The sequence below is a fragment of the Enterobacter sp. CGMCC 5087 genome (genome assembly GCF_003144775.1).
In the GTDB taxonomy this organism is placed as follows: Bacteria; Pseudomonadota; Gammaproteobacteria; order Enterobacterales; family Enterobacteriaceae; genus Enterobacter; species Enterobacter cloacae_M.
This window is the reverse complement of the sequence record NZ_QFXN01000359.1, coordinates 1-494: the sequence shown is the minus strand read 5'-3', so window position 1 is coordinate 494 and position 494 is coordinate 1. Positions and strand designations below refer to the sequence as shown.

Here is a 494-nt window from a genome sequence, read left to right as displayed (position 1 = left end):
CGGGTATTAACGCCCGAGCCGTACCCTTCTAAGCCGTATAATCTGACGATGAGTCTTGCTGTTGCCACTGATGGTTCGGGGAAACTGCTCATCACTGATACGCACAGCGGAGCGAATCAATTTGGCGCGATCCGGTACTTCACGATAAGAAAGAGAGGTGAGAGCTGATGCGGCAACTGGAAAGCATTACGGCTTGCGGGATGTTTCCCGGGATAAGGGGGTAATTATGGCTGATGAAACGAAAAGCCTGGAGATAAAGACAAGCTGGGTCAGTCTCACTGATGGCACTCAGACTGCAACACTGCAGGTCTTTCATGATTCGATCAGGGTGGTATCTTCAGCGTCAGAACCCGCTGCAGATGATGCTGGTTTTATCCTTGAGCCGGGGCTGTGGAAGATAACACCGCCGACAGCGGCATGGATAAGGGCGCAGAACGCGTCATCCAGGATTGTTTATACGCTGCTGTAATGCTGAACCAACGAGCCTCGCGAAT

At 52.0% G+C, this 494-nt stretch carries 1 protein-coding gene; it reads left to right on the top strand.

From position 1 onward, the window contains the following. Positions 1-226 precede the first annotated feature (226 nt). The gene (locus tag DEO48_RS26405) at positions 227-469 is read left to right on the top strand and encodes a hypothetical protein (protein ID WP_109846763.1); all 243 of its coding nucleotides are present in this window, start codon (positions 227-229) and stop codon (positions 467-469) included. The last annotated feature ends 25 nt before the right edge of the window (positions 470-494 follow it).

Coding starts and splice junctions, on each gene's coding strand:
- DEO48_RS26405 (WP_109846763.1), top strand. CDS start 227: ATGGCTGATGAAACGAAAAGCCTGGAGATAAAGACAAGCTGGGTCAGT.